We start from the raw sequence: 26589 nt of genomic DNA, 5'->3' as shown, positions 1-26589 counted from the left end.
TGCACAACGTGAGCGGAGTCCGCTGATGGCCGGAGCGTCGACGCCGACCCTGCACGGCACCAACGCCGATGCGCTGCTGACCGGGGGCTCGCCCGGATTGCAGTACTTCATCCAACTGATTCCGCGGTACGAGAAAGCTTTCGGAAGCTGTAGCGAGACAAAAGATTCCATCTGCGCCAAGTACGACGAGCAGCGCGGGATGAATCTGGACAAGCTGGCCAATACCACCGAAGCGCTGTACGCCGCGCTCCAGACGACCGACGCCGAACTGGCTGTCCAGCAAGGCCTTTCGGCGAAGATGTCGCAGGTGTGGAGCAGTGGTCAGGGTGCCGAGGCTGCCTCGACGATGCTCGGGCAGCAGTTGACGCTGGCCGCCGAGGATCGGACCAAGTTGCATACCGCGGTGACGGCGTTCGCCACTGCGACAGTGCATTTGCGTGACGCGGTGTCGAAGAAGGCCGATCACGTCAAGGCGCTGGTCACTGGTACGCAGGTCAAGGTCGGCGGTAAGACTGTCGAGGAGATCGATGAGCTGATCGAGGCTTGCGATCTGATGACCATGGGGAACGTCGCGAAGTTTGCTGTGGCGGGGGCGCTCACCGGCGGTGTCGGCGGCATTGCCTTCGGTACCTACTCCCAGTACCAGAAACAGCAGGCCGAGGAGTGGCTGAAGAACACCTTCAAGCCTGATTTCGACGGCAAACTCGCCAACTATCTCTCGACCTGTACGAACACCGACACCACCGTCAAACAGGCCTATGTGGCGCTGAAGAACGCGGTGGAGGCGCTCGACAGCGACCCGTATCCGCGGCCGGCGGGCACGGTGACCAGCGACCCCAAGGGTGACGGGGACGGTGACGGTGATGGCGACGGTGGCGGCGACGGGGACGGCGGCGGTGGTGGCGACGACGACACCAACCCGGCCACCACGGACCCGGAAACGCCCACCACCGATGACGACGACAAAGATGACGACGACAAAGACGACGATGACGATGACGACGACACGCTGAGCGACCTCATCACCACGGCGGCCGAGACCGCCGAGGAACTGATCACCTCCGCCGCCAGTCTGCTCAGCGAGAACATGGACACCATCACCTCCACCATCACCGACGGCATCGAGAATGCCGTCGACCAGGTGGAATCGCTGCTCGACGCCGACGGCGACGGCCAGATCGATGCGGTGGCGGCTGTGCAGAACGCGACGGCGGAGTTCGATGTCGCCGGCAACAACGTCACAATCGAAATGGGCGAGGACGGCAACCTGAAGATGGTCGTCACCGGCGCAGACGGTCAGCCGCAGGAATACGGCGTGACGATCGGCGCCGATGGTCAGCCGGTGATCACCACCACTGAGGGCGAGACGCCGACCACCGACACCACGACCGACGCGGAATCCTCCGACGGCACCAGCGAGGCGGGAACGCCGAACAGTGCTGCCGGTACCGGCACGCCCGCCGCGTCCTCGGCGATGCCCAGCGTGCCCACCGGCACCAAGGGTGGCGAGGACGGCGAGCACCGTCCGCAGAACCTGCAGACCGATCCGCCGCAGGAGCCGGTCGACACCGGTGCCGAACTGGCCGAGGCGGGCCCGCTGTGATCGCCCACCCCCGCGTCGAGGAGACCCGCTCATGAATGTCTTGCTGGAGCTCGAGCAGATCTTCGCCGAACACGACCGCCGGGCCTCGCTCCTGGCGATCGAACTCGACGAGATCAACGCCGCTACCGCCGAACGCGACCGCCGGCACGAGGAGGAGACCGCCCCGGAGCTGGCCCGCTTACTCGCCGAGGCCGAGGCGGAGGCCGAGCAGGCGCGGCTCGTGGCCGATCAGGAAGCGGCCGAAAAAGCCCGCCTGGAAGCCGAGGCACAGGAGCAACGCGACGCCATCGCCCGCGCCGCCGCCGCTCGCCGTTCCCACAATGTCGTCTCGCCCTACGACGATGACGACGACGATCCGGAATCGGAGTACTACCGCCGCAAAAGCTGGCTGGTCTGAGCTCGGGCGAGCGGTCCAGGAACCCAGAGACCGGCCGCCGTCGAGGACGCACTATGAGCGAGGCTTTGCGGCTGCTCACCTCGGCGGCGACTCCGGACCCCGAGTTCGGCGATGACCTGGTAGCTGTGCGTGATGCGGTGGGTTCTGAGAATTCGGGTCCGCTTCGACTTCGGGCTGGCGGAAGGGAGCCTTCCATTGAGCAGCGCGATTCCGCAGTGGATGTATCCACCGCGCGATAGCGGCTGGGAAGCCGATGATCTCGATCTGCTGCCCCCGGAAGCCCCCCACCACACCGAGCTGCTCGATGGAGCGCTGATCTTCAACCTGTCCCCTCGGCGGAGCTGGCACGACCGGGTAATCCGTAGGCTCACTGCCGCGTTGGAACAGGTGGTGCCGTCGGAGCGGACGGTCGAAGCGCAGATGACTATCAAGCTCAACAACCGGAGCAGGCCGGAGCCGGACATCATTGTCGCGCGCGTGCCCTATTCGCCGGACCGCGCCCGCTTCTTCCCGGCGGAAGTCGAGCTTGTTGTCGAGATCGTCTCGGCGGAGTCCGAAGATCGAGATCGACGCTACAAGCCCCGCCTTTACGCTGAGGCCGGTCTCCGGCATTTGTGGCGGATCGAGGACGAAGCCGGCAAGCCCGTGGTGCACACCTACGAGCTCGACGATACGACCGGTGTCTACGTGGCCACCGGCGTGCATCGCGATCGGTTGACGGTTTCCGTGCCGATCGTGCTCGACATTCGACTCGCCGATCTCGCGCACTGACCGGTCGATCGGCCGGATTCAGCCGCGGATGAGTTTGGCTACCGTTCCGATCGAGAGTTTCGGGGCTTCGACCTCGATCTCGGCGGTCGGGTCGATGACCGCGGTGTGGGGGAGGTCGGCTTCGGGGTCGGCGAAGGGGGCGTAGGTCTTGTCGGCGAGGAGGGTGGTGAGGAGGTAGCCGGTGAGTAGGGCGCGGGTGGTTTTCTCGGTTTTGTGTTCGTAGCGGCCTGCGCCGAGGGCGGCGAAGAGGCGGCGGCCTTCGACGATGCCGTTGTGTGCGGCGCCGTCGATACGGCGCAGCAGCGACGGGCCCGACCAGGCCGCGGCGAGGGCGCGGGCGTCGGAACTGAGCGAGTCCAGATCGTCGCCGGTGATGATGAGGCCGGGCGTGTCGAGGTCGGGGGCGATGTTCTGCGCGGCGGGGGAGGTCGGGGCGGGGAAGAGTGCGGCGACCGCGGCGACACGCCGCTGAGCTGCGGCGATGACCGCCGCGCCGGCGCCCATGCCGTGGCCGGCGAGCGCGAGGCGGTCGGGGTGCACGCTGATGGTGCCGTCACCGAGGCGGACCTTGCTGACGATGTCGAGCGTGGTGAGCAGGTCGGTGCCCAGGTCCAGGTGTGACGGGATCGGGCCGCGTTCGGTGTCGGGCGCGGCGACGACGAAACCCCACGACGCGACATGCTCGAGCAGGCTCTTGTAGTTCTCGGCGCTGGTCAGCCAGCCGTGCGCGAAGGCGACAGCGGGCAGGTTGGACCCCGATTCGGGCGTGTACACCACACCCGGCTGGCCCGCGATCCCCAGATTTCCGCGCAGCACCCGGTGGGGGCCGCGCGCGGACAGGGTGCTCAGGAGCGACTTAGCAGACACTGACACGGCGAGAAGGGTATCCGATCAGTAGGGTGGAGAACCATGTGCGGAATCGTGGGCTACGTGGGGTACCGGGATGCGCTCGGCGTTGTCGTCGACGCGTTGCGACGCATGGAGTATCGCGGATACGACTCGGCGGGGGTGGCGATCCTCGACGGGAACGGCGCGATCGCGGTCGAACGCAAGGCCGGGCGACTGGCCAATCTGGAAGCCGAACTGGACGAGGCGGGCGCCGCGCGGTTCGCGGGGACCAGTGGCATGGGCCACACCCGGTGGGCGACGCACGGCGCGCCGACCGACCGCAACGCTCACCCGCACCGTGATGTCAGCGGCAAGCTGGCCGTGGTCCACAACGGCATCATCGAGAACTTCGCGCCGCTGCGCCGCGAGCTGGAGAACTCCGGGGTCGAGCTGCTCAGCGACACCGACACCGAGGTGGCGGTGCATCTGGTCGCGCGCGCCTACGCCGAGGGCCCCACCGCCGGTGACTTCACCGCCAGCGCGCTCGCCGTGCTGCGGCGCCTGGAGGGCGCGTTCACGCTGGTGTTCACCCACGCCGATCATCCGGACACGATCGTGGCGGCGCGCCGGTCGACGCCGCTGGTCGTCGGTGTGGGCGAGGGCGAGATGTTCATCGCCTCCGATGTCACCGCGTTCATCGAGCACACCCGCGAGGCGGTCGAGCTCGGGCAGGACCAGGCTGTGGTGATCACCAAGGACAGCTACCAGGTCACCGATTTCGCCGGCGAGACCGAGGGCGTGGTCAGCCGGCCGTTCACCATCGACTGGGACCTCGCCGCCGCCGAGAAGGGCGGCCACGACTACTTCATGCTCAAGGAGATCGAGGAGCAGCCGACCGCGGTCGCCGACACCCTGATCGGGCATTTCGTCATCGACGAGCACGGTGGGCGGGTCGTGCTGGACGAGCAGCGCCTCGCCGATCAGGAGCTGCGCGAGTTCGACAAGGTGTTCGTCGTCGCGTGCGGCAGTTCCTATCACGCCGGCCTGCTGGCCAAGTACGCGATCGAGCACTGGACCCGGGTGCCGGTGGAGGTCGAGCTCGCCAGCGAGTTCCGCTACCGCGACCCGGTGCTGGACCGTTCGACGCTGGTGGTGGCCATCTCGCAGTCCGGCGAGACCGCCGACACGCTGGAGGCGGTGCGCCACGCCAAGGAGCAGAAGGCGCGCGTGCTGGCCATCTGCAACACCAACGGCGCGCAGATCCCGCGCGAATCCGACGCGGTGATCTACACCCGCACCGGACCCGAGATCGGCGTCGCCTCGACCAAGGCGTTCCTGGCGCAGGTGGCGGCCAACTATCTGGTCGGTCTGGCGCTGGCCCAGGCGCGCGGCACCAAGTACCCCGACGAGGTCGCCCGGGAATTCGCCGAGCTCGAGGGCATGCCGAAGCTGATCGCGCGGGTGCTGGAGACGGCGCCGCAGGTGCGCGCCATCGCCCGCGACCTCGCACACGTGCCGACGGTGCTGTTCCTGGGTCGCCACGTCGGCTACCCTGTGGCGCTGGAGGGCGCGCTCAAGCTCAAGGAACTCGCCTACATGCACGCCGAGGGTTTCGCGGCGGGCGAGCTCAAGCACGGTCCGATCGCGTTGATCGAGGAGGGCCTGCCGGTCATCGTGGTGATGCCGTCGCCGAAGGGCCGCGCGGTGCTGCACTCGAAGCTGCTGAGCAATATCCGCGAAATCCAGGCCCGCGGCGCCCGCACCATCGTCATCGCCGAAGAGGGCGACGACACCGTGCGCCCCTTCGCCGACGACCTGATCGAGATCCCCGCCGCCCCCACCCTGTTCCAGCCGCTGCTCTCGACGGTGCCGCTGCAGGTGTTCGCCGCCGAGATCGCCCAGGCCCGCGGCTACGACGTCGACAAGCCCCGCAACCTGGCCAAGTCGGTCACAGTCGAGTAGGCGGCTTCGCCGCACTGACCTCGGCCCGCGGCCGGTTAGACTGCGGGTCGAGATCGGCGTTGCGCGAGTGGGAGGACCGTCGGGGTGGGGGTTGGGAACGACGTCGCGTCCTTTGCTGGGTACACCATCGAAAGTGTGCTCGGGCAAGGCGGAATGGGCACGGTGTATCTGGCCCGCCATCCGCGATTGCCGCGGCGGGTGGCGCTGAAACTGCTCAACCGGGAGGTCTCGGCCGACACCGAGATCCGGCGGCGGTTCGAGCAGGAGGGCGATGTGGTCGCCCGGCTGGATCATCCGGGCATCGTCGGCGTCTACGACCGCGGAACCACCGACGGGCACCTGTGGATCGCCATGCAGTACATCCAGGGCAGTGATGTCGCGAAGCTGGATCCGGGTGCGATCACCGTCGAACGGGCGATGCAGATCATCACCCAGACCGCGGCCGCGCTCGACCACGCGCACGCGCACGGGGTGCTGCACCGGGATGTGAAACCCGCCAATATCCTGCTGGCACAGCAGGAATCGGGGCGAGCCGAACGCGCGGTGCTCACCGATTTCGGGATCGCCCGGCTGGTCGATTCCAGCACCCAGCTCACCGCTACCGGCACCTTCTCCGCGACCCTGGCCTATGCCTCGCCGGAGCAGCTGTCGGCCGAGGTGGTGGACCATCGGTCGGATCAGTACTCGCTGGCCTGCACCCTGTTCACGCTGCTGGCGAACCGGACGCCGTTCGAGAACAGCAATCCGGGGCAGGTCGTCGCGGGTCATCTGAGTCTGCCGGTGCCGCGACTGAGTGCGTTGCGGGCCGATCTGCCGCCGGCTCTCGATGATGTCTTCGCGCGGGCGCTGGCCAAATATCGGGACGACCGATTCGGTAGCTGTGCGGATTTCGCCGATGCCGCGGCCGCGGCGTTGCGGGGTGTGGCGCCGGCTCATCCTCGGTCGGCGCCGACGGTCTTCCGTCAGGAACCGGAATCGGGGTTTCCGCAGCCGCATTCGTCACCGCCGCAACCGCACTACCCGCCGCCACCACAGCAGCACCTGTACCGGCCGGGTGGTCTCGCACCGGCCCCCCACCTGCCCGCCCCGCGTCGGACCTCATGGGCGCTGCGGATCCTCGCCGGGGCGGGAGTGATGCTGGTGGCCGCGATCGTGCTCGGGTATGTGCAGCGCGATGCGCTCATCGAGGGGATCAGTGGCTGGGATGACAACCACCAGGACATCGCCGAGGCCTTCCCGGAACTGTTTCCGTCCTCGACGATGCGCGCGGGCTGGCTCGGCACCGACTGCTACGGCTCGTCCTACCAGGACGGCAAGGTCTACGGAATCCGCTGCGACGAAAAGGATTCCGGAATCGAATTCCAGGTCAAGAAGTACAGCAGCGAGGCGGAAGCGACCGCCGCGGTGGCCTTGTTCGTCGAGGACCGGTCGGGCGACCAGGTCGTCACGCATCCCGAGCTGTCGACGCAGGTGACGGTCAGCATGGAGCCGGCGACCGGGCTGGCCGCGGACGCCACGGTCTTCACTCGATTCCCCGGCGATCCGCAGCGGGCGAACCTCGTCTTCGAGCTGAAATGGAACAACCACAGCGCCCAAGAGACCTACCAGCAGCGCTGGCCGCAGGCCCCGCTCGGAAAGGGATGAGTACAGGGATGGTTCAGCTCGGTACCGGCGCGTCCTTCGCGGGCTATGCCGTCGACGGTGTGCTCGGTCAGGGCGGTATGGGCACGGTCTACCTGGTCCAGCATCCGCGGCTGCCGATGCAGGTCGCGCTCAAGCTGCTCGTCCCGAGCGCGTCGGTCGATCAGGAAGCACGGCTGCGATTCGAGCAGGAGGCGCAGGTGATCGCGCAGCTCGAGCATCCGAATATCGTCGACATCTACGACACCGGCACCGATGACGGCCACCTGTGGATCGCCATGCAATACGTGCGCGGCGGGGATGCCGGGCAGCTCGCCATGCCGACCGTGGACCCGGCGCGGGTACTGACCGTGCTCGGTCAGGTCGCCGACGCGCTGGACTACGCGCACTCACGTGGCGTCCTGCATCGCGATGTGAAACCCGCGAATATCCTGCTGGCCGGGTCGGAAGCGGGCCGGGCGGAACGGGCTGTGCTCACCGACTTCGGTATCGCGCGGCTGGCCGCCGGAGACGCGGGGCTCACCGTGGCGGGTTCGTTCGCGGCGACGATCGCCTACGCGGCGCCGGAACAGCTGTCCGGCAACACCGTCGATCACCGGGTGGATCAGTATTCGCTCGCCTGCACTCTGGTCATGCTGCTGACGGGTGCGCTGCCGTTCGACTACACGAACGCGGGCCAGGTGATCGCGGCGCATCTCACCAAGCCGCCGCCACGGGTGAGCGAGGTGCGCACCGATCTGCCCGTGGCGCTCGACGACGTCGTCGCCCGCGCCATGGCCAAGGTGCCGGAGCAACGCTACAGCAGTTGCGGTGAGTTCATCGCGGCAGCGCGGACGGCGTTGGCCGCGCAGCCGGATCCGCGCCGGTTCGCGGCAACGATGGTGGCCCAACAGGGTGGGGCGGCTGGTCAGCCGGGCGCGATGTCAGGGTCGCCTGGTGGCGGACAGCACCTCGGACCTGCTCACCAAGGTGCGTGGGCGCCACACACACCCGGTCCTCCGTATCCAGCGGTGGGTGGGGCGCCGCGGCGGCGTGGCGGACGGGTGTGGATCACGGTGACGGCGGTGCTCGCGGTCGTGGCCGGAATCGCGGTCGCGGGAATCGCGTTCGGGACCGACGCGATCGCGAACCTGGACACCAAGGCCTGGGGGACCCGGAATCAGGCGGTCGCCGATCTGTTTCCGGAGCTGGTGTCGCAGCGCGAATACGGCAGCGGCTGGCGTGACCTCGACTGTATCGCCAAGATTCCCACCTCTGCGCCGGGCAACGTGCCCTCCGAGATCTTCTTCGACAACGGCATCGGCTGTGAAGACAAGGCCGGCGACCATCATGTGTTCGTACTGGACTTCGATACCCCGCAGCGCGCGAAGGCATATCTGGACGCGCTCGCCGAGTCGAGCAACGCGCACGTGAGCTGGTCCGAGCCACACCAGGATTCGACGGCACCGCTGTCGATCATCTATTCGACCAGCTCCTACGGCGGCGAACTGTACAGCGGATTCCCCGACGATCCCGCGCGCGCCCGGTACGTCGTCGTCTTCAACAAGTCGATCCCCGGCGTGACCGGTGAATCCGTGCGCGACGATATGTGGCGCGAGGCTCCGCTCGGCGGTTCGTGAACCCCGCTCACTCCACCGTGATGGTGCCGCGCATATCCGGGTGCAGGGTGCACAGGTAGCGGTAGGTGCCGGGTTGGGTGAAGGTGTAGGACCATTCGCCCTTCTTGATGATGGGGCTGTTGATACCCATTGCCTTGTCGCCGATGCCCTGGACGTTGTGCGGGGCCTTGTCGTCGAACTCCCATGTGACGGTTTCGCCGACCTTGATGGTGGCGTCGGCGGGGGAGAACGACATGTCGGAGACGTCGACGGTGAGGGCGGTCGGGCCGTCGTAGGTCTGCGTGGTGGTGGTGTTCACCGGGCGGGGCGTGCGGGTCGGCTTCCCGGCGTCGTCGGAGTCGCCGGAGCAGCCGGCGGTGAACAGGGTTGCGGTCACGAGCAGGCCGGTGAGAACCCGGACGGACGCGGCGCGGTGACGAACCATCGACATGGTTCTGGAGCGTAGTCTGCGAACGATCGCGGGCTGGGCGTGGCCCGTGCGGGCGGGACGGAGGCGACGATGTCGGATCGGCGTGGCTATTTCACCGCCGACGCGGTGCGGGCGGCGGAAGCGGAGCTGTTCACGCGGGTGCCAGCGGGAATGCCGATGCGGCGGGCGGCCTATGGGTTGGCGACGGTGGTTGCGGGGGAATTGCGTGCGCGGACCGGTGGGGTCGCGGGCCGTGCGGTGGGCTTGCTGGTCGGCTCGGGCGACAACGGTGGGGACGCGCTGTGGGCCGGTTCCTTTCTCCGCCGGCGTGGGGTGGCCGTGGTGGCGGTGCTGCTGAATCCGGAACGGGCGCATCGGGACGGGCTCGCGGCTCTGCGGGCGGCCGGTGGCCGGGTCGTGGATGGGCGCGCTGCCGTGGACGTGGTGATCGGGCGGCTCGACGGGGTGGATCTGGTGCTCGACGGGATCGTCGGTATCTCCGGTCACGGGCCGCTGCGTCCGGGTGCGGCGGAAATCGTCGCGGGCATCGATGTCCCGATCGTCGCGGTCGATCTGCCCAGTGGCGTCGATCCCGATACCGGGGCCGTCGACGGGCCCGCGGTGCGCGCGGAGGTGACGGTGGCCTTCGGCGCCTACAAGCCCGTGCATGTGCTCGCTGCGCCGTGGTGTGGGCGAATTGTGTTGGTGCCCATCGGGTTGGAGCTACCGGAGCCCGAGCTGGTGCAGTGGGAACCGGCGGCGATCGGCGCGGGCTGGCCGGTGCCGGGGGCGGCCGACGACAAGTACAGCCAGGGCGTGGTCGGTGTGTGCGCGGGGAGCGCGAAGTATCCGGGGGCCGGGGTGTTGTGCGCGGGGGCGGCGGTGGCCGCCACCTCAGGGCTGGTGCGGTATGTGGGCGACGACGATGAGGTGCTGGCGCGGTTCCCGGAAGTGGTTGTCAGCCGGAATGTTTCGGAGGCGGGGCGGGTGCAGGCGTGGGTGTTCGGGCCGGGTGCGGGGACCGACGGCGCCGCCCGGGACCGGCTGGCCGAGGTTCTCGCCACCGACCTGCCGGTGCTCGTCGACGCGGACGGGCTGACGATGCTCGCCGAGGAACCGGGGCTGGTGCGGGGACGGACGGCGGCGACGGTGCTCACACCGCATGCCGGGGAGTTCGCGCGGCTGATGGGCTCGGCTCCCGGCGACGATCGGGTGGCGGCGGTCCGGCGGCTGGCCGACGACTGGCAGCTGACGGTGCTGCTGAAGGGGCGCGCGACGATCATCGCGGCCCCGGGCGTGGCGACCGCCGTCAACGAAGCGGGTGGGTCGTGGGCGGCGACGGCCGGAGCGGGCGATGTGCTGTCCGGAATCCTGGGCGCGCTGCTGGCGGCGGGGCGACCGCCGGAGTGGGCGGCCGCGGCGGCGGCCAGGGTGCACGCGCTCGCGGCGAACCTGGCCGCCTACGACGAACAGCCCGCCGCGGCGCCCATCTCGGCGTCACCGCTGCTGGGACACATCCGGGCGGCGGTGCGGGTGGTCCGGGAGATGAGCCAGCCGTGATCAGCCCTTCGGGAACGGCTTGTTCTTGTATTCCCCTGCGGTGTACAGGCTCACCCCGACCAGGCAGCGATCACGCTCCCGGATGGCGAAATTCAGTGCGCCCCAAGGCTGCTGGGAGGTCCACAGATACCGTTCCTCGAGGGAATGGCCGCTCGGCGCCGCCGTCATCTCGACATCGCCGTAGTGCGCCTTCACCTCATCGAGCCCCACACACGGCTCAGCGCCGATATCGAGGCTGGAGAACACCCAGTCGCCGTTGTCCCGGCTGAAATTGGTGACATTGGGCAGCTCGAGGCCATCGGTGACGGTCGTCGGGCCCGAGTCGTGCCGTCCGGTGCCCTCGAAGCGGGTGCCGAGCAGCGTGTTGAGTTTGTCGTTGGTCAATGGCGCCTGTGCCGCGACGGCACTGATCAGCTGCCAGAGATCGGTCGGTCGATCGGTCATGGTCGTCCCCTCCCGGGAGTTGTCCGCGCGTTCGTCGTCGCCGGCTGCGCAGGCGGTGGTCAGCAGGATCAGTGACAGGGCCGCGAGCACCCAGTGCGTCGCCCGCCTCATCGGCACTGCTGGGTGTAGTACTCGCGGTAGGTCATGTTCGGCGCGGTCGACGGGCGCAGATTGTCACCATAGGTCTGGCCGATCTGATAGATCGCCTTCTGGTAGCCCTCCGGCGAGCCGGTGGTCTTCATGTAGTCGGTGAAACTCTGTTCCCACAGCGGACCGGTGGTGTCGGTGTACCCGGCGACCCCGATATCGGCGCCACCGTTGGCGGTGATCTCACGCTGGACGACCATGTTGTTCAGCGTCGCCGCGCCTTCGTTGGTGAGTCGCGCGTTCACGCAATCCTCGACGGTCGCACCGCTGAGGCTTCCGTTGTAGGTGGCGTGCCCGGCCTCGTGCGCGAGTGTCTGCACGAGGGCCTGCGGGTTGTCCTTCAGATTGCCGTCCAGCACGATCGACTTGTTGTCACCGTTGTACTGGGTGTAACTGCCTGCTCCCGGCTCACCGAAGGTGATGTTCACACCGTTCTTGGAGAGATAGTCGAGCTGGGATTTCAGTGTCGGCGACTTCTCGATCAGCGCGGCGGCGTCGGCCCCGTACTTGTCCTGCAACGACGAGGACGGGCTCGGCGCGGTCTCGGTGAGAATGCCGGGATCGCCCTCGGGCAGACCGGAGAACGCCTTCTCGATCGCCGCCTCGACCGACGACGCCGCCGTGCGCGCGTTCTCCAGTGCCTGCTTGGTCGCCGTCGTCGACGCGTCGGCGTCGACCTGCAACGCACCCGCCGCCATCGTGTACGACGCCGCGTCCGGCAGTTGCGACAGCAGCGTCTGATGGGTGCTGGTCGAAATCTTGACGGTGCCGTCGTCGTCGACCTCGTAGCCGTTGGCCTCGGCCTGCCGCACTGCGTTCGCCACCGCCGTCTTCGCCGCGTCCAGGGTGCTCGCCCCCGACTGCGCGGCCGACGCGCCGTCCTGCAACGCGGCGATGAATGTCTTGGTGCTGGTGCGGATCTGCTCGTGCTTGGTCCGCATCGCCTCCGCGGCGCTGCCGGTCCAGAAGTCCCGGCTGGAGTCGACCGCGCGGTACTCGGTGTCGTCGAAGGTCGTCAGTTTCTGTGCCTGCGCCGACCACGCGTCGCCCAGGGCGTTCAAGGTCGTCGGCTGCCAGGCGAGGACCTGTGTCTTGGTGAGGTTGCCGAGTGTCGCCTTCGCGACCGCCTCGGACTCGTCGGTTCCGAGCGTGCTCATGCCAGTGCCGCCTGCTGGGTGTCGATCGCACCCGCGTTCTGCGTGTCCTTCGCCTGGAATTCCGTCACCGCGGTCGAGGTCGCCGTCGACAGCGCCTCGTAGTCGGTGACCAGTGTCTTCGCCGCCGTGGCGACCTTCGCGATCGCCGCGGTCACCGCGTCCGGGACCTTCGTCCCGTCCAGGGTCACCGACGCGCTACCGGTGTCCGCGCCGAACACCGCGGCCATCTCCGACTCGGCTTTGCCGAGCGTGGTCGCGAGCTCCGTGGTCCGTGTCGGATCGAGATCCAAATCCGAAGTGCCAGCCATGATTCCCCATTTCCCCAGAGGTCCCTTCGGCGGCAACGCTAATGGTGGCGACCGGCCCGCGCAATGGGAACCGGCGTCGTCCTGGCAGGATCAGGGGTTGTGAATGCGCAAGTGGAGACGGTTATCGACCTGGATGCCATTGCCCACAACGTGCGGGTGCTGCGCGAGTACGCGCGGGGCGCGGCGGTGATGGTGGTGGTCAAGGCCGACGGCTACAACCATGGCGCGGTGGCGGTGGCGCGGGCCGCGCTGGGGGCGGGGGCCGCCGAACTGGGGGTGACCACGGTCGCCGAGGCGCTGACCCTGCGGGCGGCGGGGATCACTGCGCCGATTCTGTGCTGGCTCAACACCATCGACGCCGATTTCGGCGCGGCGATCACAGCCGATGTCGAGATCGGGGTGTCCTCGCTGACACAACTGCGGGCGGTCGAGCGGGCCGCGCAGACGGTGGGGCGTACCGGGGTCGTCAGTCTCAAGGTCGATACCGGACTCAATCGCAACGGGGTGTCGGCCGCGGAGTATCCGCAGGTCCTGGCCGCGCTGCGAGCGATGGTGGAGCAGGGCACGCTGCGGTTGCGGGGCATCTTCTCCCATCTCGCGCACGCCGACGAACCCGGTCATCCGATGATCGACGAGCAGCGCGAACGCTTCGTCACCGCGATCGCGCAGGCCAAGGAACAGGGCCTCGAACCCGAGCAGGCGCACATCGCGAACTCGGCGGCCACGCTGACCAGGCCCGATCTGCATTTCGATCTGGTCCGCCCCGGCATCTCGGTCTACGGGCTCTCGCCGATCCCGGAACTCGGTGACTTCGGACTGCGGCCCGCGATGACCTTGCAGGCGCAGGTCACCCTGGTCAAGCGGGTGGCGGCGGGGGAGGGTGTGTCGTACGGGCATCGGTGGATCGCCCCGCGCGACACCACCGTCGCGCTGGTGCCCGCCGGCTACGCCGACGGGGTGTTCCGGTCGCTGAGTGGGCGTTTCGAGGTGTGGTTGGGCGGTGCCCGGCACCGTAATGTCGGTCGGGTGTGTATGGACCAGTTCATGGTTGACCTCGGCGACAACCCCGCTGACGTGCGCGCGGGCGACACGGCGGTGCTGTTCGGCGGCGGCGCGGGTCATCCGCACGCCCTCGACTGGGCCAGGGCGCTGGACACCATCGACTACGAGGTGGTGTGCGCCCCCCGAGGGCGGGCCGTGCGTCGCTATGTCGGGACCGGCGCGTGAGCCGGGGCTCGGCGATACGGCGCGGCGGACTGGCCACCGCGGGCCTGATCGGCGTGCTCGCGGTCGCGCACACGCTGCGCCGGATCGGGGCGCGGGTGCGCTGGCCCGCCGAACGTGACGAATACCGCGACGAGAACTTCGCCCTGATCGACTCCGACGAGCCGGGCGTGGTGCTCGCCGACGACGGGGTGTCGCTGGCCACCCGCACCTACGGCGACGACTCGGCCACCGCCACGATCGTGTTCGTGCACGGCTTCTGCAACAGCATGGAGTCCTTCCACTTCCAGCGCCGTGACCTGGCCGAGCGGTACGGGCCGCGGATCCGCATGGTGTTCTTCGACCAGCGCGGACACGGCCGCTCCGGCGCCCCGAGCACCGAGAGCTGCACGGTCGCCCAGCTCGGCCGCGATGTCGCGACGGTGCTGCGCGAATGCGCGCCGAACGGCCCAGTCGTGCTGGTCGGGCATTCACTCGGCGGCATGGCGGTGCTGGCCGCGGCGGCGCAGTTCCCCGAACTGTTCGCCGCGCGGGTGGTCGGGGTGGGGCTGTTCTGTACCGCGGCTTCGGAGGTGACCTCGACCGGGATACCGCAGCTGCTGCGTCATCCGGCGGTCGACGGGTTCCGGATCGCGGCGCGCACCGCGCCCACCCTGGTGCAGGTGAGCCGGACCGCGAGCAAGCAGCTGATCACCCCGATCCTGCACGTCACCTCGTTCCACGGCCCGGTGAGCCCGACGCTGTCGCGGTTCACCACGATGATGATCGACCGGACCCCGGTGGCGACCATCGAGAAGTTCCTGAAAGCGATTGAACTGCACGACGAATCGCCCGCCTTGCCCACGCTGGCCGGGCTGCCGGTGCTGGTGCTGGGCGGCGCGCACGATCTGGTGATCCCGTTCCGCAACTCCCGGGTGCTGGCCTCGGCGCTGGCAGGCAGCGAGCTGGTGCGGGTGCGTGAGGCCGCGCACATGCCACACCTGCAGTTCCCCGAGGTGACCCTGGACGCACTGGAGCGGCTGCTGACGAACGCGGGCGTGCTCGGCGCGCGCGGGGAGGAGGCCGTCGGTGGCTGACCCGAAGCAGCGCGTCCTGGCCACGGTCGAGGACACCGAAGCCTTCGGCCGGGAGCTGGCCCGCACCCTCCGCGAGGGCGACCTGGTCGTTCTCGACGGACCGCTCGGCGCCGGGAAAACCGCGTTGACCAGGGGAATCGCCGCCGGCCTCGGCGTGGCAGGCCGGGTCAGCTCGCCCACGTTCATCATCGCCCGCGCGCACAAGGCCGGGCAGCGTCCCGACGGTTCGCCGGGGGTGGCGATGGTGCACGTCGACGCCTACCGCCTGGCCGGTGACCTCGACGAGCTCGATGCCCTCGACCTCGACACCGACCTGCACCACGCGGTCGTCGTCGTGGAATGGGGCCGGGGCGTGGTCGAGCATCTGTCCGAGCGGCATCTGCGGGTGCAACTCGCCCGCGAGCCGGAATCCGATGTGCGCACGGCCATCTGGGAATGGATCGAATAACCGGCCGGCCGGCGTGGCCAGGTGCGCGCCGGGCGCCGATACCACCCGGTATTGTTGAGACAATCATGCTCGTACTAGCCGTCGACACCGCGACACCCGCCGTTACAGCGGGATTGGTGCACCTGTCACCTGCCGCCGACGCGGACTCCCGGCCCGCCGTGGCGACGCTCGCTGCCCGCGTGAAGGTCGACGCCCGTGCCCACGCCGAGGTCCTCACCCCGCAGATCCTGGAATGCCTGACCGAGGCCGGGGTGCGCCGCGCCGAGCTGGACGCGGTCGTCGTCGGCATCGGGCCAGGCCCGTTCACCGGGCTCCGGGTCGGGATGGCCACCGCGGCCGCCTTCGGGGACGCGCTCGGCCTGCCGGTGCACGGGGTGTGCAGCCTCGACGCCATCGCCGTGGTCGCCGCCGCCGAGCAGCGCGACCCGGGCGAGCTGCTGGTGGTCACCGACGCGCGCAGGCGCGAGGTGTACTGGGCGCGGTACCTGGACGGGGCGCGCGTGGCCGGGCCCGAGGTGTGCAAGCCGGTCGAGGTGCCGGTGCTCGACGCCGCCGCGGTCGCCGGGTCGGCCGCGCACGTGGACTACTTCGATCTGCCGGTGCTGCCCGCCGAGACGCCGTCGCCGGCGGGCCTGGTCACCGTCGCCGCGGCGGCGCTGCTGGCCGGTACCGCGCCCGAGGCGCTGGTGCCGCTGTATCTGCGCAGGCCCGACGCGGTGGAGAACAGCTTCCGCACCCTCGACCGGACCGGGGCGTGACCGCCGTGTCCGATTTCCGGATCCAGCCGATGACGGTGCACGACATCGATCGGTGCGTCGAACTCGAGCACCTGCTGTTCCCCGAGGATGATCCGTGGCAGGCGGTGTCGTTCCGGTCCGAACTGGCCGGCGCGCACAACCGCTACATCACCGCGCGCGACGAGCACGGCGCGATGGTCGGCTACGCGGGGATCGCGCTGCTCGGTGACGCCGCCCATCCCGAGGCCGAGGTCCACACCATCGGCGTCGATCCGCTGTGCCATCGCGGCGGCATCGGCACCCTGCTGCTGGAGGCGCTGCTGGCGACCGCGGCCGAACGCGGCGGGCCGGTGTTCCTCGAGGTGCGCACCGACAACGCGCCCGCCATCGCGCTCTATGCCAAGCACGGCTTCCACATCATCGGGCTGCGCAAGAACTACTATCACCCGAGCGGTGCCGACGCGTACACGATGCGCCGTCCCGAGCTCACCGCCGCGGCCGACGAATGGGCCGCGCGCGGCAGGCAGGACGAGGTGCTGTCGTGAGCGCCGGGCAGGCCGGATCGGCAGTCAACGGCAAGTGGAACGAGGCGTCGGCGTGATCGTCATGGGGATCGAGAGTTCGTGCGACGAAACGGGAGTCGGCGTCGTCCGGCGCAACCCGGACGGCTCGCTGGACCTGCTCGCCGACGAGGTCGCCTCGAGCGTCGACCAGCACGCCCGCTTCGGTGGCGTGGTACCCGAGATCGCCTCGCGCGCGCATCTGGAGGCGATCGTGCCCGCCATGCGCCGCGCGCTGGCCGCCGCCGGGATCAGCAAGCCGGACGCGCTCGCGGTCACCATCGGGCCCGGTCTGGCCGGTGCGCTGCTGGTCGGGGTGGCGGCGGCCAAGGCGTACGCGGCGGCCTGGGACGTGCCGTTCTACGCGCTCAATCATCTGGGCGGGCACGTCGCGGTCGACACACTCGAGCACGGTCCGCTGCCGCCCGCGGTGGCGCTGCTGGTCTCCGGCGGGCACACCCATCTGTTGCAAGTCACCGAGCTCGGCGCGCCGATCACCGAACTGGGCAGCACTGTCGACGACGCCGCTGGCGAGGCCTTCGACAAGGTCGCCCGGCTGCTCGGCCTCGGCTACCCCGGCGGGCCCGCCCTGGACGCGGCCGCCAATGACGGTGACCCGCGCGCGATCGCTTTCCCGCGCGGCATGACCGGCCCCCGCGACGCGCGCTACGACTTCTCCTTCTCCGGCCTCAAGACCGCGGTCGCCCGCTACGTCGAGGCCGCGCAGCGCCAGGGCGTCACACCCGAGCAGCTGCCGATTCCCGATATCGCCGCGTCCTTCCAGGAGGCGGTGGCCGATGTGCTCACCATGAAGGCGGTGCGCGCGGCCACCGATATCGGGGTGGACACGATTGTGCTCGGGGGCGGCGCCACGGCCAACTCGCGGATCCGTTCGCTGGCCGAAGAGCGCTGCGCGGCAGCCGGATTGACCCTGCGCGTGCCGAAGCCGCGGTTGTGCACCGACAACGGCGTGATGATCGCGGCGCTCGGCGCGCACGTGATCGCGGCGGGCGCCGAACCGGCCGCGCTGACGGTGGCGACCGACCCGGGTCTGCCGGTATCGGTCAGCGCGCTGCGCGGCTAGCCGACCGGCTGCAGGATCGGTTCGTCTTCCGGCAGGATCTCCGGGGTGATCGGCACGAGCGCGTTGGCCGGTGCCTGGCCGCGGCCACCCGAGCCGCTGTCGATGCGGCCGAGCGGGGGCTCCGGGTAGGGGATCGACGGCAGATTGGGATCGGGGCGCAGCGTGGGCGCGGTGCTCGACGGCGAGCCGGGGGAGGCCGGTGCGGTCGTCGGCACAGGCGCCGTCGTGGTCGGGGCGGCCGTGGTGGGCACCGGCATTTCGGTGGTCGGTGGCACCAGCGTGACGCCGGTGCTCTCGTGGGGCTGGGGTGTGGGCGCCGGAACGGGCACCGCGGATAACGAAGGCTGACGCACCGTGCTGCTGGTGCCCGCGGGCGTCACGTCGGTGGACTCCGGAGTGATGGCCTGTACGCCGTAACCGATCACCAGCCCGACCACCACGACCGCGCCGGCCAGCGTGCCGACCACCTTGGTCACCGTGCCGCTCGGCACGTCGGTCAGCGTGGCGGCCTGTAAGGCCGAGGGTAACGCCGAGGGGGCGGCCGCGTCGGCGACCAGCGCGGCGCCCTTGGCGATCACGGCCTCCGGATCGGGGACCGTCAGCACCGGCATGTCCAGGCGGGCGGCGAGGGTGTCGAGCACGGCGGGGATATTGGCGCAGCCGCCGATCACCACGACCGCCTCGGGGTTCTTGGGCGCGCGGCTGAACACCGAGGAGGAGAACAGCGCGATATTGCGCAGCAGCCCGCCGATGAGCTCCTCGAAGTCGGAGCGGGTGAGCTTGAGCGGTTGTCCGGCAACGTGATCGATGGTGACCGCGGGCGCGATCGAGAGGTGTTCCTTGGCCGCGCGGCCGCGGTTGGTCAGGGTGGCGCGATTGGGGCGGGCACCGCGGCGGGCGTAGTGCAGGTCGACGAGGTGGTGGTAGATCAGCTCGTCGATGGCGTTGCCGGACAGCGTCGGGGTGCGCTCGCTGTGCAGCACCGAGCCGTCGCCGTAGTCGGCCACGGTGACGCTGAGCCCGGTCGCGCCGAGGTCGACCACCGCCACGGTGGCGTAGCGGTCGAGTAACCCGGTCTCGCGTAAGTAGGACAGCGCGGCGGTGCCCTCCGGGACCAGGCGCAGATCGCGGCGGCGGGTGGTGGCCGCCCGGATCGCTTGCGCCTGTTCCTTGTTGCGGTAGGCGACGGCGACGCTGGTCGGCGGGCGGGTGCGCGTCGACTCGGTGCGGCGGTGCGCGCCGGTGGAGTAGCGCCCGAGCGGTTCGCCGATCAGTCCGGCGGTCTCGGAGACCGGTAACTGGGTGGTCATCAACTCGATCGAGGACGACACGAGATCGCCGAGATCGGAGTGTGCGGCATCGGCGGAGACGACGCGGTAGTCGAAGTGCTGCTCGCCGGACGGTCCGGTGGCGACGAGTGCGGAGCACACCACCTCGTTACCGGCGGAGATGCCGAGGGATGTTCGCATGTTCACCTCCCTTCGAGCGGATGGTTCCGCGGTGGCCGACCATCTCGAATGGAACGATATGCATACTCTGTCACAGCCTGTTATGCGAACGTTACAGATTGTTGCAAGCGATGTGAAGATCACTGGCGAGTGTGGGCGTGTCGAGAATGCGACATTGGCAGAACCCGACCTTGAGCGCTGGCACTCTCGCGTATAGAGTGCTAGTCGGCACTGTGTAGCTGTACTTGTGCCAGTCGACTACTGGGCAGGGGTCCCGGCACCCGCGACGACGGGGCTGATGCGCAGAGTCGCAAGCCTGACCGAAACCCGGTCCGGGACACCAGTTCCGGACGACCGAATTTCCCCTGAAAGTGGAGGGCTCAACGTGGCGAGCGTGAACATCAAGCCGCTCGAGGACAAGATCCTCGTCCAGGCCAACGAGGCCGAGACGACGACGGCCTCCGGCCTGGTCATCCCGGACACGGCCAAGGAGAAGCCGCAGGAGGGCACCGTCATCGCCGTCGGCGAGGGCCGGATCACCGACAAGGGTGACCGCATCCCCGTCGACGTCAAGGAAGGCGACGTCGTCATCTACAGCAAGTACGGCGGCACCGAGATCAAGTACCAGGGTGGGGAGTACCTCATCCTCTCGGCGCGCGACATCCTGGCCGTCGTCACCAAGTAGGCCTACGCCGCACCAGCATTTCCGCCCCGGCGTCGTTGAACCGACCCGGGGCGGAGTGCGTTCAAGACAGGAGCTGAATCCTCTATGCCCAAGCAGATCGAGTTCGACGAGAAGGCTCGCCGGGCTCTGGAGCGCGGCGTCGACAAGCTGGCCGACGCCGTCAAGGTGACCCTCGGCCCCCGCGGCCGCCACGTGGTGCTGGCCAAGGCCTTCGGCGGCCCGACCGTGACCAACGACGGTGTCACCATCGCGCGTGACATCGACCTCGAAGATCCCTTCGAGAACCTCGGCGCCCAGCTCGTCAAGAGCGTCGCCACCAAGACCAACGACGTCGCGGGCGACGGCACCACCACCGCGACCGTGCTGGCCCAGGCGCTGGTGCGCGGCGGCCTGAAGAACGTCGCCGCCGGTGCCAACCCGATCTCCCTCGGCCAGGGCATCGCGCTGGCCGCCGACAAGGTGTCGGAGGTGCTGCTGGCCGCGGCCACCCCGGTCTCCGGCGAGCAGGCCATCGCCCAGGTCGCCACCGTGTCCTCGCGTGATGCGGAAATCGGCGAGATGGTCGGCAAGGCGCTCACCACCGTCGGCAAGGACGGCGTCGTGACCGTCGAGGAGTCCTCGACCACGCAGACCGAACTCGTCATCACCGAGGGCGTGCAGTTCGACAAGGGCTACCTCTCGCCCTACTTCGTCACCGACCCGGAGACCCAGCAGGCCGTCCTCGAAGACGCCTACATCCTGCTGCACCGCGACAAGATCAGCTCGCTGCCCGATCTGCTGCCGCTGCTGGAGAAGATCGCCGAGTCCGGCAAGGCCGTGCTGATCATCGCCGAGGACGTCGAGGGCGAGGCCCTGTCGACCCTGGTGGTCAACTCCATCCGCAAGACGATCAAGGCCGTCGCGGTCAAGGCGCCGTTCTTCGGCGACCGCCGCAAGGCGTTCCTCGACGATCTGGCCGTGGTCACCGGTGGCACCGTGATCAACCCGGATCTGGGCGTCACGCTGCGTGAGGCGACCATCGAGCAGCTCGGTCAGGCGCGTCGCGCCGTCGTCACCAAGGACGAGACCGTGCTCATCGACGGCGCGGGCACCGACGCCGACGTCGCCGCGCGCAGCGCACAGCTGCGTCGCGAGATCGAGGCCACCGACTCCGACTGGGACCGCGAGAAGCTCGAGGAGCGCCTGGCGAAGCTGGCCGGCGGCGTCGCGGTGATCAAGGTCGGCGCGGCCACCGAGACCGCGCTCAAGGAGCGCAAGTACCGCGTCGACGACGCGGTGGCGGCGGCCAAGGCCGCGGTCGAGGAGGGCATCGTGCCCGGCGGCGGTTCGGCGCTGGTGCAGGCCGCGACCGCGCTGGTCGAGCTGCGCGACTCGCTGACCGGTGACCAGGCCGTCGGCGTCGAGGTGGTCCGCAAGGGCCTCGAGGCGCCGCTGTTCTGGATCGCCACCAACGCGGGCCTCGACGGCGCCGTGGTGGTCAGCAAGGTGGCCGAGGGCAAGGACGGCTTCAACGCCGCCACCCTCACCTACGGCGACCTGCTCACCGACGGTGTCGTCGACCCGGTCAAGGTGACCCGCTCCGCCGTGGTGAACGCCGCCTCGGTCGCGCGGATGATCCTCACCACCGAGAGCGCCATCGTGGACAAGCCGGTCGAAGAGGCCGATGACCACGGCCACCACGGCCACGCCCACTAGGTGAAACTACGAAGGCCCCCTGATCGCCTCGGCGATCTGGGGGCCTTTCGTTGCGCCTAGCTGGCTACCGGAGGTTCTTCGGCGGCTAACGCGGCAAGCAGGCGGGTGCGCAGGGACGGGGGCGGTGGAGCGGCGGTGAGTTCGGCGAGCAGCGCGAGGGTGCCGCGGGTGTCGCGGACCTCGCGCAGGAACTCGGTACAGAGTGCCGGGTCGTCGGTATCGATGATGGTCTGGATCGCGTGATGGTCTTCGTCGTCGATCAATCCGAGCGCGACGGTGTGCGCGAGATCGATCTGGGCTTCGTTCATCTCACGTCACCCCCAAACTTTTCTTCAGTCGTGTCAATCCGTCCCGAATCCGGGACTTAACGGTCGGTAACCCTATGCCGAGGTATTGGGCTACCTCCGCGTAGGTCCGCCCGCCGTAGTAGGCGAGCGAGATCGCCTCGCGTTGGGTCTCGGTCAAAGTCGAGAGCCCGCGCTGGACGGCCTGTTGTTCGAGTCTGCGTTCCACCTCCTCGGTGACCTCGTCGAATTCGTTGCCGAGCACCCGGATCCCGTAGGCGACCTCGCGCTGGGTGTGGGCTTGCTCGGCGCGAACCCGGTCGACCGCCCGCCGGTGTGCCAGCGTCATCAGCCAGGTCACCGCCGACCCCTTCGCGGGGTCGAAACTCGTCGCGGTGCGCCAGATCTGGAGATAGACCTCCTGCGTCGTCTCCTCGGCGTACCCGGGGTCGTGGAGCACCCGCAGGATCAGGCCGAAGACGCGGGCCGAGGTCCGGTCGTACAGTTCGGCAAAGGCTTGCTGGTCGGCAAGACCGCATCGTTCCAGCAGTGCAGCTAGCTCGACTCCTTCGGCCGCGCGTGCGGTAATCGCAGAATCCACGCTCGGTGGGAAGGCTTCGCTTCGGAACCCATTCTGTGTCATCGGTCACGAATGTAGCCCGCGGCTATGACCTCCCTTCGCCCGGGGGTGCTTTGAACGCGTGCCAGCTGTTTGCTAGAGATTCGGCACGCCACGCCGGGCGGATGGGAGTTGATTTGCCGAAGTATCTATACGGCCATGCGACGCCGGTTGCGGCGCGCGTGCATCTCGCGTTCGGTCTCCGACATCCCGCCCCAGATGCCGTACGGCTCGCTCACCTTGAGTGCGTGCGTGCGGCACTGCATCAGCACCGGGCAGGCCCGGCAGATCTCCTTGGCGCGCATCTCGCGCGCGGTGCGGGCGCGGCCGCGTTCGCCGTCGGGATGGAAGAAGACGGCGGAGTCCTGGCCGCGGCACGAGCCACGCATCTGCCAATCCCAGACGTCGGCGTTCGGGCCGGGAAGGTGGGTGGGCATGGGCATGGTGAACTCCTTGTGGTGCGAGCTCGTCAGCGTTGTCGAGCGAGTGGTGCGGCAGGTCTCGATGCCACCTCGGCGGTGGCCGGCTCGACGGTGCCTGACGGTGTCACCGGTGCGGGTCGCTGCAATTTCGCGCGGCGCCTACCGTGACGGTGAGCTACGTTAGGTGCACGCGGGAATTTCCGTCAATAGTTCGGCGCATTGCTTTCACAAATCGCCAACGCTGAAATTTAACCTGCACACTGTTTACATTTCACACTCGGTCCGTCCATACTGTTCGGTTGGCTATGGATCGAGCGCGTCGCGCCGCATGAGCCGTTCGCTGTTTTCCCAGGTCGCGCCGGTCAGGGGTGGGTTCGCGGCGCCGGGCCAGGCCGGCCGACGGTGTCGCGGGTCACATCGGGCCCGGCGGGCGGCCACCGGGCACATGGCCGAATCGGGGCGTCGAGGTTAATTGCGCGGAACGCATGTGAATTCGAGACTTTGCGGTAGCGGCGGGGACCGGCGGAGATTTACCTGATGGCAACATCGCACCGCGAAAGAAAAGCTGACGGGTAGCTGATCCATGGCCGTCGCGGCATATCACGGCAACGCCGGGGAACCGGTGGCCGCTACAGTCTCGGCGTGCAGACAACGGCTTCACCCGGGGATATCGGATCCGAAATACTCGCTGCGACAGCCTTCGGGCCGACGCCCGGCCGCGGCGCTGCGGAGTTGCCGGAGCCCGCCGACCCCCGTGCCCGCTGGCATCGCGCCGTCGCCCTCGGCGCCCAGGGCCACTACGCCGCCGCCCGTGCCGACCTGCGCGCACTCGCCCGCACCCGCCTCGATCCCGGCCTGCGCTCGCTCGTCGGGAGCACCGGTGGCTCGCTGTTGCGCCAGCTCGGTGGACACGCCGCGGCCGCCGCCTACGACGGCCGCGCGGCGACCCTCGCCCGCGCCGCCGCAGGCACCGCCCGTGCCGAGGCACTGGCCGACGCCTACACCGGCCTCGCCGCCGACGCCCTCGGCACCGGCCGCCTCGCGTTGGCGCACCGCCTGCTCGGCCGGGTCGAACCGCTGCTCGACACCGCGCCACCGCGCGCCAGGGTGCGGTGGCACTGGGTGCGCGCCGAGACCGCGCTCGCCGGCGGCGCCGCCGCTCCCGCGCTGCGCGATGCCCGCACGGCCGCCGACCTCGCCGCGGCACTGCCCTCGGTGCGGCACCGGGTGAAATCGGCGCTGCTGGTCGCCGCGGCCACCGCCGCGTCGGGGGAGCGCGCCGCGGCAGCGGAACTGGCCGCGCTGGTCGACGCCGACTGCCGCGAACACGGTCTGCTGCCGCTGCGCTGGGCCACCGCGATGCTGCGCGCAGGCGTCGCCGAACCGGGCGCGGCGGGCCGCGCCGCGACCGAAGCCGCTGATCATGCGGCACGAATCCGGGAGCTGGGTGGGGATTTCATCCTGCTGACTCACTGATCCGCCGCCGGTGATCTTCCTGAGAGCTCACGCAGAAGGGTGCAGGGTGGCTGGCGAGTGATCGAAGGGTCGCTATTGTTAGTTCCGTTCCGCCACTTCGGTGGAAGCTCGGTCACATCTGACCGCGCCACTCGTAACGCCAGGAAAATCTCTGACGATGACGCATATGGGCGAAGAGTTGGACCTCGCCGTCGCTGCGGCTGCGCAGGGCGACAGGGCCGCTTTAGCTCGGGTACTGGAACTGGTCCGGCCGTTGGTAGTCCGCTACTGCCGTGCCCGGATCGGTGCCGCGGAGCGCGGACAGCTCTCCGCGGATGATGTTGCGCAAGAGGTCTGTCTGGCTGTGATGACCGCCCTGCCCCGATATCAGGATCAGGGTCGGCCCTTCATGGCCTTCGTGTACGGGATCGCTTCGCACAAGGTCGCCGACGCCCATCGCAACGCTGCCCGTAACAAGGCGGAGGCGATGGCCGAAGTACCAGATGTCATATCCACCGACCAAGGACCGGAGCAGCGAGCTCTCGACTCGGAGACGAGCAGGCAGATGAACACTCTGCTGGCGACACTCCCCGAGAAACATCGGGAAATCCTGATCCTGCGCTTGGTCATGGGTCTGTCGGCAGAAGAAACCGCAGTCGCCGTGGGCAGCACGGCGGGGGCGATACGAGTAGCCCAGCACAGGGCACTCGCGAAACTGAAGTCACAAGTGGCGAGGGCAGGTGAAATGTATGGCTAGGGATGGCGAGCGCGGTCGAGGCGACCGGAAGGTTTGGCGTGGGTCGCACGACAGCGGTCCCTCTGCCGTCGAGGATGCCGGTGATTCCAGTCCGGTCGACATTGCGGCGGTGCGCAGCGACGATGCGCTGATCGACGCGATCGCCAGCGACGGAACGGTTCGTACCGACAGCCCCGAAGAGTTCCAGCTGGCGTCGCTGCTCGCGGATTGGCGAGCCGACCTGTTGGCCGAGCCGATGCCGGCGGGCCCCGATCTGGATACCGTCTTCGCTGCGGTCAACCAGGAGATCGGCGCCCGGCAGGTTCGCGTCGGAGCATCCTCGCGCGGAGGCCTGCGGCTGGTGCGCCCCCTGCTGGCTTCGGCCGCGGCGCTGGCCGTGGTCTTCGGCGGCATCACTGCGTTCTCCTACAACGCCGCCCCCGGCGATCCGCTGTGGCGGGTCAAGGAGGTCGTGTTCAGCGAACAGGCCCAGTCGACAGTCGTGCAGTACGCCGACGACGACCTGCTCGCCGCGCAGAACCTGCTCGACTCGGGTGATCCGGAGCAGGCTCGCGCCCGCTTGGAGCAGGCATCGGCCACCGCGGTCCAGGTCGACGACAAAGCCAAGCGTGACGATTTGCTCGCCCGCTGGAACCTGTTGCGCGAGCAGCTGGTCAAGCTCGCACCGGAGATCGGCGCGCAGCTGTCGCCGACGATGCCGTCGACGCCCGGTGGGCAGCCGACTACCCCCGCGCAGCCGGCGCAACCGCAGCCCTCGCCGAATCCGGCCACCACGGCTCCGCTCGCGCCGACCGAACCGGGGACCGACCCTGGCACCGGTTCCGGCGCGACCGATCCGAGTGAACCACCGACGATCCTGCTGACCCCCGGCCCGGAGACCAAGCCGGTCACTCCGCCGGTCGAGCCGTCGGAACCGCCGGTGACCACCCCGCCGACGACACCGCCGCCGGTCACGGTCGAGCCGACAGTGCCGACCGCGCCGCCGACGACCGTCGTCGAGCCGCCGGTCACCGTGCCGACCGCGGCACCGACGACGATTGTTCCGCAACCGCCGACGGTGCCGCCCACACTGCCGACACCGCCCGCGCTGACGATCCTGCCGCTGCCGCCGTCGGTACCGGTTTCCTGATCGCCCCCCCCTCGACAGCGAAGGCCCCGAACCAGTGGTTCGGGGCCTTCGTCGTGTTCGGGTGCCCGCCGGATCGTCCCCCGCGCACGCGTGACCGGAGCGGGGGAACGAAGCCGTGCG

General features: G+C 69.2%; 27 protein-coding genes. 18 read left to right on the top strand and 9 right to left on the bottom strand.

The window, feature by feature from the left end:
* The first annotated feature begins 25 nt into the window (after positions 1-25).
* The 3 genes from ACFXK0_RS21155 to ACFXK0_RS21145 all read left to right on the top strand — a co-directional run bounded on the left by ACFXK0_RS21155 (position 26) and on the right by ACFXK0_RS21145 (position 2771).
* Entirely contained in the window at positions 26-1603 is a 1578-nt protein-coding gene (locus ACFXK0_RS21155; RefSeq protein ID WP_379412254.1) for a hypothetical protein, read from the top strand.
* Positions 1604-1634: 31 nt separating this feature from the next.
* A complete protein-coding gene (locus ACFXK0_RS21150) occupies positions 1635-2000 on the top strand; it encodes a hypothetical protein (RefSeq protein ID WP_379412253.1) in 366 nt (121 codons plus the stop codon).
* A gap of 195 nt (positions 2001-2195) precedes the next feature.
* Entirely contained in the window at positions 2196-2771 is a 576-nt protein-coding gene (locus ACFXK0_RS21145) for a Uma2 family endonuclease (protein WP_379412252.1), read from the top strand.
* 18 nt (positions 2772-2789) lie between these two features.
* Here ACFXK0_RS21145 and ACFXK0_RS21140 read toward each other — a convergent pair whose 3' ends face one another.
* The gene (locus tag ACFXK0_RS21140; protein ID WP_379412250.1) at positions 2790-3644 is read right to left on the bottom strand and encodes a dienelactone hydrolase family protein; all 855 of its coding nucleotides are present in this window, start codon (positions 3642-3644) and stop codon (positions 2790-2792) included.
* A gap of 36 nt (positions 3645-3680) precedes the next feature.
* Here ACFXK0_RS21140 and glmS point away from each other — a divergent pair, with 36 nt between their 5' ends.
* The 3 genes from glmS to ACFXK0_RS21125 all read left to right on the top strand — a co-directional run bounded on the left by glmS (position 3681) and on the right by ACFXK0_RS21125 (position 8821).
* Complete coding sequence (gene glmS / locus ACFXK0_RS21135; RefSeq protein WP_379412249.1) at positions 3681-5561, top strand: glutamine--fructose-6-phosphate transaminase (isomerizing); 1881 nt, start codon at positions 3681-3683, stop codon at positions 5559-5561.
* Between the two features lie 84 nt (positions 5562-5645).
* Positions 5646-7205, top strand: a complete 1560-nt coding sequence (locus ACFXK0_RS21130; RefSeq protein ID WP_379412247.1) for a serine/threonine-protein kinase — start codon at positions 5646-5648, stop codon at positions 7203-7205.
* Between the two features lie 8 nt (positions 7206-7213).
* Positions 7214-8821 carry a serine/threonine-protein kinase gene (locus tag ACFXK0_RS21125; RefSeq protein WP_379412246.1) on the top strand — a complete coding sequence of 536 codons (1608 nt, stop codon included), beginning with the start codon at positions 7214-7216 and terminating at the stop codon, positions 8819-8821.
* Positions 8822-8828: 7 nt separating this feature from the next.
* Here the strand turns inward: ACFXK0_RS21125 and ACFXK0_RS21120 are convergent, their stop codons facing one another.
* Positions 8829-9251: a cupredoxin family copper-binding protein gene (locus tag ACFXK0_RS21120; RefSeq protein ID WP_379412244.1), complete on the bottom strand. Its 423-nt coding sequence runs from the start codon at positions 9249-9251 to the stop codon at positions 8829-8831.
* 69 nt (positions 9252-9320) lie between these two features.
* Here ACFXK0_RS21120 and ACFXK0_RS21115 point away from each other — a divergent pair, with 69 nt between their 5' ends.
* Complete coding sequence (locus tag ACFXK0_RS21115; protein ID WP_379412243.1) at positions 9321-10790, top strand: NAD(P)H-hydrate dehydratase; 1470 nt, start codon at positions 9321-9323, stop codon at positions 10788-10790.
* Here ACFXK0_RS21115 and ACFXK0_RS21110 read toward each other — a convergent pair whose 3' ends face one another.
* From ACFXK0_RS21110 to ACFXK0_RS21100, 3 genes are read right to left on the bottom strand one after another with little or no spacing between them, the layout of a single operon-like run.
* Entirely contained in the window at positions 10791-11345 is a 555-nt protein-coding gene (locus tag ACFXK0_RS21110; RefSeq protein ID WP_379412241.1) for a hypothetical protein, read from the bottom strand.
* A complete protein-coding gene (locus ACFXK0_RS21105) occupies positions 11342-12538 on the bottom strand; it encodes a WXG100 family type VII secretion target (RefSeq protein ID WP_379412240.1) in 1197 nt (398 codons plus the stop codon). The genes ACFXK0_RS21110 and ACFXK0_RS21105 overlap by 4 nt, the downstream gene beginning before the upstream one ends.
* Positions 12535-12846 carry a hypothetical protein gene (locus ACFXK0_RS21100; protein ID WP_379412239.1) on the bottom strand — a complete coding sequence of 104 codons (312 nt, stop codon included), beginning with the start codon at positions 12844-12846 and terminating at the stop codon, positions 12535-12537. The genes ACFXK0_RS21105 and ACFXK0_RS21100 overlap by 4 nt, the downstream gene beginning before the upstream one ends.
* Before the next feature lie 63 nt (positions 12847-12909).
* Between ACFXK0_RS21100 and alr the strand changes: the two genes are divergently transcribed.
* The 6 genes from alr to tsaD all read left to right on the top strand — a co-directional run bounded on the left by alr (position 12910) and on the right by tsaD (position 17975).
* Positions 12910-14073: an alanine racemase gene (gene alr, locus ACFXK0_RS21095; RefSeq protein ID WP_379412238.1), complete on the top strand. Its 1164-nt coding sequence runs from the start codon at positions 12910-12912 to the stop codon at positions 14071-14073.
* A complete protein-coding gene (locus ACFXK0_RS21090) occupies positions 14070-15146 on the top strand; it encodes an alpha/beta fold hydrolase (RefSeq protein WP_379412236.1) in 1077 nt (358 codons plus the stop codon). The genes alr and ACFXK0_RS21090 overlap by 4 nt, the downstream gene beginning before the upstream one ends.
* Positions 15139-15594, top strand: coding sequence for a tRNA (adenosine(37)-N6)-threonylcarbamoyltransferase complex ATPase subunit type 1 TsaE (tsaE, locus tag ACFXK0_RS21085; protein ID WP_379412235.1), 456 nt, complete (start codon positions 15139-15141; stop codon positions 15592-15594). Before ACFXK0_RS21090 ends, tsaE begins: the two co-directional genes overlap by 8 nt.
* A gap of 65 nt (positions 15595-15659) precedes the next feature.
* Complete coding sequence (tsaB, locus tag ACFXK0_RS21080) at positions 15660-16352, top strand: tRNA (adenosine(37)-N6)-threonylcarbamoyltransferase complex dimerization subunit type 1 TsaB (protein WP_379412233.1); 693 nt, start codon at positions 15660-15662, stop codon at positions 16350-16352.
* A 29-nt stretch (positions 16353-16381) separates the two neighbouring features.
* A complete protein-coding gene (rimI, locus tag ACFXK0_RS21075; RefSeq protein ID WP_379412341.1) occupies positions 16382-16876 on the top strand; it encodes a ribosomal protein S18-alanine N-acetyltransferase in 495 nt (164 codons plus the stop codon).
* 52 nt (positions 16877-16928) lie between these two features.
* Positions 16929-17975 carry a tRNA (adenosine(37)-N6)-threonylcarbamoyltransferase complex transferase subunit TsaD gene (tsaD, locus tag ACFXK0_RS21070; protein ID WP_379412339.1) on the top strand — a complete coding sequence of 349 codons (1047 nt, stop codon included), beginning with the start codon at positions 16929-16931 and terminating at the stop codon, positions 17973-17975.
* Here the strand turns inward: tsaD and ACFXK0_RS21065 are convergent.
* Entirely contained in the window at positions 17972-19444 is a 1473-nt protein-coding gene (locus ACFXK0_RS21065) for an Hsp70 family protein (RefSeq protein ID WP_379412231.1), read from the bottom strand. The two genes, tsaD and ACFXK0_RS21065, sit on opposite strands and share 4 nt — an antisense overlap.
* Before the next feature lie 364 nt (positions 19445-19808).
* On the opposite strand from ACFXK0_RS21065, the gene groES reads away from it, so the two are divergent.
* Both groES and groL read left to right on the top strand, forming a co-directional pair.
* Positions 19809-20108 (top strand): co-chaperone GroES, encoded by a 300-nt coding sequence (groES, locus tag ACFXK0_RS21060; RefSeq protein ID WP_110037083.1) that lies wholly within the window; start codon positions 19809-19811, stop codon positions 20106-20108.
* 84 nt (positions 20109-20192) lie between these two features.
* Positions 20193-21803 carry a chaperonin GroEL gene (gene groL / locus ACFXK0_RS21055; RefSeq protein ID WP_379412230.1) on the top strand — a complete coding sequence of 537 codons (1611 nt, stop codon included), beginning with the start codon at positions 20193-20195 and terminating at the stop codon, positions 21801-21803.
* A gap of 56 nt (positions 21804-21859) precedes the next feature.
* On the opposite strand, the gene ACFXK0_RS21050 is transcribed toward groL, so the two are convergent.
* The 3 genes from ACFXK0_RS21050 to ACFXK0_RS21040 form a co-directional block, all read right to left on the bottom strand.
* Positions 21860-22111: a hypothetical protein gene (locus tag ACFXK0_RS21050; protein ID WP_379412229.1), complete on the bottom strand. Its 252-nt coding sequence runs from the start codon at positions 22109-22111 to the stop codon at positions 21860-21862.
* A 1-nt stretch (position 22112) separates the two neighbouring features.
* Positions 22113-22730 carry a sigma-70 family RNA polymerase sigma factor gene (locus ACFXK0_RS21045; RefSeq protein WP_379412227.1) on the bottom strand — a complete coding sequence of 206 codons (618 nt, stop codon included), beginning with the start codon at positions 22728-22730 and terminating at the stop codon, positions 22113-22115.
* Positions 22731-22855: 125 nt separating this feature from the next.
* Positions 22856-23149, bottom strand: coding sequence for a WhiB family transcriptional regulator (locus ACFXK0_RS21040; protein ID WP_022567299.1), 294 nt, complete (start codon positions 23147-23149; stop codon positions 22856-22858).
* Positions 23150-23770: 621 nt separating this feature from the next.
* Here ACFXK0_RS21040 and ACFXK0_RS21035 point away from each other — a divergent pair.
* From ACFXK0_RS21035 to ACFXK0_RS21025, 3 genes are all read left to right on the top strand, one after another.
* Entirely contained in the window at positions 23771-24604 is an 834-nt protein-coding gene (locus ACFXK0_RS21035; RefSeq protein WP_379412225.1) for a hypothetical protein, read from the top strand.
* Positions 24605-24761: 157 nt separating this feature from the next.
* Entirely contained in the window at positions 24762-25340 is a 579-nt protein-coding gene (locus tag ACFXK0_RS21030; RefSeq protein WP_379412224.1) for a sigma-70 family RNA polymerase sigma factor, read from the top strand.
* 109 nt (positions 25341-25449) lie between these two features.
* Entirely contained in the window at positions 25450-26469 is a 1020-nt protein-coding gene (locus tag ACFXK0_RS21025) for an anti-sigma-D factor RsdA (RefSeq protein ID WP_379412222.1), read from the top strand.
* Positions 26470-26589 lie beyond the last annotated feature (120 nt).

It is taken from the genome of Nocardia sp. NPDC059177 (genome assembly GCF_042755165.1).
Classification (GTDB): domain Bacteria; phylum Actinomycetota; class Actinomycetes; order Mycobacteriales; family Mycobacteriaceae; genus Nocardia.
Note: the sequence above shows the minus strand (reverse complement) of the source record. Positions and strands in the feature narration are given on the sequence as shown.